4 protein-coding genes are annotated in these 4,282 nt (G+C 70.5%); all 4 read right to left on the bottom strand.

Annotation, left to right across the window (positions count from 1 at the left end; all coding sequences use genetic code 11):
- Window positions 1–1,673 (bottom strand): thiamine pyrophosphate-dependent enzyme (locus EAO72_RS41465; protein ID WP_148022548.1); only part of this gene is annotated, 1,673 nt, incomplete at its 3' end.
- Window positions 1,674–1,686: 13 nt separating this feature from the next.
- Entirely contained in the window at window positions 1,687–2,547 is an 861-nt protein-coding gene (locus EAO72_RS41460; protein WP_148022547.1) for an amidohydrolase family protein, read from the bottom strand.
- 129 nt (window positions 2,548–2,676) lie between these two features.
- Complete coding sequence (gene lhgO, locus EAO72_RS41455; RefSeq protein WP_148022546.1) at window positions 2,677–3,888, bottom strand: L-2-hydroxyglutarate oxidase; 1,212 nt, start codon at window positions 3,886–3,888, stop codon at window positions 2,677–2,679.
- Window positions 3,889–3,931: 43 nt separating this feature from the next.
- On the bottom strand, window positions 3,932–4,282 hold a 351-nt coding region (locus EAO72_RS41450), incomplete at its 5' end, for an aldehyde dehydrogenase family protein (RefSeq protein WP_148022545.1).

The following is a 4,282-nucleotide window of genomic DNA, read 5'->3' as shown; positions in this document are numbered from 1 at the left end:
CCGGCGGCCACGGCCTTGAGGGCCCGTTCGAGGGCGGGGCCGAGTGCGTCCGGCGTGTCGACGGTCTCGGTGTGCATGCCGAAGGGTTCGGCGAAGGCGGCGAGCCGGGGCAGCCGGTGCAGATCGGTGCCCAGCCACTCGCCCGTCTCCGCGGCGGCGCCCTCGGGGTAGAACCGGCGGTGGTTGAGGTTCATCGACTTGTAGACACGGTTGTTGAACACCACGACCAGCACGGGGACGCCGTACGCCTTCGAGGCGTCGTACGACGGGATGACCGGGTTGTAGGTGAAGGCGCCGTCGCCGATGGTGAGGACGACGGGCCGGTCGGGTGCGGCGAGTTTGACGCCCAGCGCGACCGCCATGCCCTGGCCGAGCCCGCCCTGCACGTAGAAGTAGGAGTCGGGGGCGTCGGTGAGCAGATGGCGCCTGACGGTGCGGCTGTGGGTGATGGTCTCATCGACGACGACCGCGTCACGGCCGTCGAGCAGGGTGCGCAGGGTCGCCGCCACCAGCACCGGATCGATGCCTTCGGCCTTCTCCGCCCCGCTCTCGGCGAGGGCAGCCGCGGCCCGCTCGGCGGCGTGGCGCTCGTCCTGGGCCGCGCGTCGCGCCGCGACGGCCGGCTCGTCGAGGTCCTTCGCCCTCCTGGTGAGCTGGCGCAACGTGTTCGTCACGTTGCCTTCCAGATAGCGGTCGGCGAAGAGGACCTGGTAGACGACGTGCGGGCGCTGGGGCACCTCGTCGATCACGACGATCTTCGCCTTCGAGGGGCGGCGGCTCGGCGGGTAGAACGGGGCCCGGCAGTTGACCAGCAGGATGAGGTCGGCCTCGTCCATCCACGGCCCGATATCGCTGCCGGCGTGCAGCGGATGGGTACGGGGAAAGTTGGCGCAGACCGCGGAGTCGGGTTCGACGACCGGGATGTTCCACGCCTCGGCGAAGGCCAGCAGCGCCTCGAACCCGCCCGCCTCGCGGCCCGCGGTCTCGGTGACGATCACCGGGCTGACCGCCTCGCGGATCATCTGCGCGACCGGATCGGCCTCCTCCGGAGAGCTGTGCGTCGAGCCCGGCGGGACGACGGGCTTGGCCTCGCGCCCGTCCCACTCCTCCAGCAGCACTTCCAGCGGGATGTTCAGGTAGGCGGGGCCGGCGGGGGCCCGCCACGCGAGCTCGGCGGCCCGGGTGATCATCGTGGGCAGGGTGTGCACACTGGCGGCCTCGTTGGACCACTTGGTGAACGGCTGCGCCACGCTGTGGGGCCCGCCCACGATCGACAGGTTGCGGTACCACTGGCCACCGGGGTCCTGGCCCGCCCCGTCCCCGTACGTGGTCGACTCCGAGGAGCTGACCACCATCGGGACCCCGGCGAGCAGTGCCCCGTGGACGGCCATCGATCCCTGGAGGAGGCCGGGGGCCGCGTGCAGCAGCACGGCCTGCGGCCGCCGCTTGACGAGGCCGTATCCGGTGGCCATGCCGACCGCCACGGTCTCGTGGGTGAGGTCGAGGTAGCGGGGGCAGGCGATCCGGTCGCGGTGCCGGCGGGCCAGGGACTCCCACACCGGGGCCCATTCGGACCCCGAGGAGCAGAAGATGTAGTCGGCGCCGACGGCGGTACAGGCCGAGACGAAGGCATCCCCGCCGTCGGCGCCTGGCGTGTTCACGGTGTCCGTCATCTCGTGTGTGTCCTCAGCCCTCGATCGGCCAGTCGAGGACCTCGGCGATGCCGCGGCCCATCATCCATTCAAGCTCCTCGGGCGTGAAGTCCCAGTGCTTGGTGAACTGCTCGATCGTGTCGGTGTAGCTGATGCCGTGGCCGAGGAGGCGGGTGATGTCCGTGCCGTAGAAGCAGCGCTGCGGTCCCATCCGGTCGACCATCGCGCGCACGTACTGCTCGATGTTGCCGTTCGGGAAGGGCTGCGTCGAATAGCCCGGCAGTGCGGACAGCTTGACGTAGATGTTCGGGTGCCGGTGCAGGTCGGCGGTCTCCTGGACCCAGTACCCGATGGCGTCGTCGACGCAGCGGGCCATGATGCCCATGTGGTCGATGATGATCTTCAGGTCGGGGTGCCGGCCGGCGATCTCGCCGAGCTCCTTCTTCCAGATCGGAGCGTGCACCATCGTGGGGGTCTTCAGCTCCTCGGCGATCGGCCAGTACCAGTCGTTGGTGCCGTCGATCATCCAGTTGCGGTCCTGCGGCCGGTGGAAGGTGAGCCGCGTCCCCTTGATGTGCGGGTTCTGGGCGAAGTCCTTCAGCATGGCCGTGCCCTCTTCGGGCTTGTTCTGCGGGATGCGGGCCATGATGCCGAAGCGGTCCGGGTGGGCCTCGCACGCCTCCAGTGCGTAGTCGATCCGGTCGCCCTCCCAGGACGGCGGGAGGATCAGTGCCCGGTTGACGCCGGCCTCGTCCATCAGCTCGAGCGCCTCCTCGTAGCTGAAGGCCTCCTCACGGTGGCCGTTGAGGCGGATACGCTCGCGGGCGCCGGGGACCCAGGGGCGGTCCGGGGTCTCTTCCTTCCAGATGTGGATCTGGGTGTCGACGACGAACATGGCGTTGCCTCTTTCGTTCCGAGGGGTGGTGGGGTGCTACGGATGAGACGTTAGGCGGCCGGAGCTGCTCTGCCGATATCCACGCGCGCAAGCTGTTGTTGCATGAATAGCCGCAGTACAGACGCGAGTTCAGGCGGCGGAACCGGCACCGAGGACGTGGTCCGTGATGTGCTCGGCGATCGCCATCGAGGACGTCGCCGCGGGCGACGGCGCGTTGCGTACGACGGTCACCGCGCCGACGCGGTGGATGCGGAAGTCGTCGACGAGCGCCCCGTCCCGGCCCAGCGCCTGGGCCCGCACTCCCGCGCCGCCGCGCCGCACGTCCCCGGCGCCGATGCCCGGTACGTACCGCTTCGCCGCTGTCATGTAGGCGCGGGACGACAGCGAGCCGCGCATCTCCTTGATGCCGGTGCGCCAGTGCTGCCGGGCCAGGTGCCAGGTGCCGGGGAAGGCCGCGATGCGCAGGAGTTCGCGGACGTCGACCTGGGTGCGACGGTAGCCTTCGCGGGCGAGGGCGAGGACGGCGTTGGGGCCGACCTCCACTTCGCCGGTGACCCGCCGGGTGAAGTGGACACCGAGGAACGGGTAGCGCGGATCGGGTACGGGATAGATCAGCCCGCGCACCATGTGGGCCTTGTCGGGGCTCACCGTCATGTACTCGCCGCGGAACGGGATGATCCGGGGTTCGGCCCCGTCGTCGGCGAGTTCGGCGACCGTGTCGCTGTGCAGTCCGGCGCAGAGCACCAGACGGTCCACGGTGACGATGTCGTCGCCGGACGCCACTTCCAGGCCGCCGCGGTCGAGGCGGGTGACGCGGGTGACGGGGAAGCCGAGGCGTACCTCGCCGCCGGCCGCGACGATGTCGTCGGCGAAGGCGCGGGCGATGGCGACGTAGTCGGTGACGGCGGTGCGCGGGGAGTGGATCGCCGCCCTGCCCACGGCGTGCGGTTCGATGTCGCGGATCTCACCGGCCGTCACCTTGCGCACGCCGGGCACGTCGTTGGCCCGGGCGTTGGCGTAGAGGTCGTCCAGCCGGGTCAGTTCGTCGTCGCCGWCGGCGACGACGAGCTTGCCGGACTCCTCGTAGGGCAGCGATCTGTCCTGGCAGTACTCGCGCAGCAGGTTGGCACCGCGGGTGCAGAGCCGGGCCTTGAGGCTGCCCGGCGTGTAGTAGATCCCGGCGTGGACGACACCGGAGTTGTGGCCGGTCTGGTGGGCGGCGACGCCGGATTCCTTCTCCAGGACCACGACGCGGGTGCCGGGGCGGCGCAGGGCGATCTCCCGGGCGGTGGCAAGGCCCACGATGCCTGCGCCTACGACGCCTACCGTCTCGTCGGCCATCGGCCCCTCCTCGTTCTGTTCGGACGTGCGGGCGGTTCGGGCGTCATGCGCCGAAGTGGATCGCGACGGTCTTGACGCGGGTGTAGAAGCGCAGGGCGTCGGCGCCCTGCTCCTTGAAGGGCGAGCCGGAGTCCCGGAACCCGCCGAAGGGGTGGTGGACGTCCCAGCCGGGAGTGGTGAGGTTGACGGCGATCTGCCCGCACTCGGCCCGGTCCGCGAAGCGGTGCGCGGCGCCCAGGTCCCGGGTGAAGACGGCTGCGGCGAGCCCGAACGCCGAGTCGTTCACCGCGTCGACGGCCTCGTCGAACGAGTCGACGGCACGCAGCGCGAGAACCGGGCCGAAGACCTCGTCGTGCCAGATGTCCATGGCGGGTGTGACGTCCGCGAGGACCGT

Origin of the sequence: Streptomyces sp. OR43 (assembly GCF_008042275.1) — a bacterium.
GTDB lineage: Bacteria > Actinomycetota > Actinomycetes > Streptomycetales > Streptomycetaceae > Streptomyces.
This window is presented reverse-complemented; position numbering and strand designations above follow the sequence as displayed.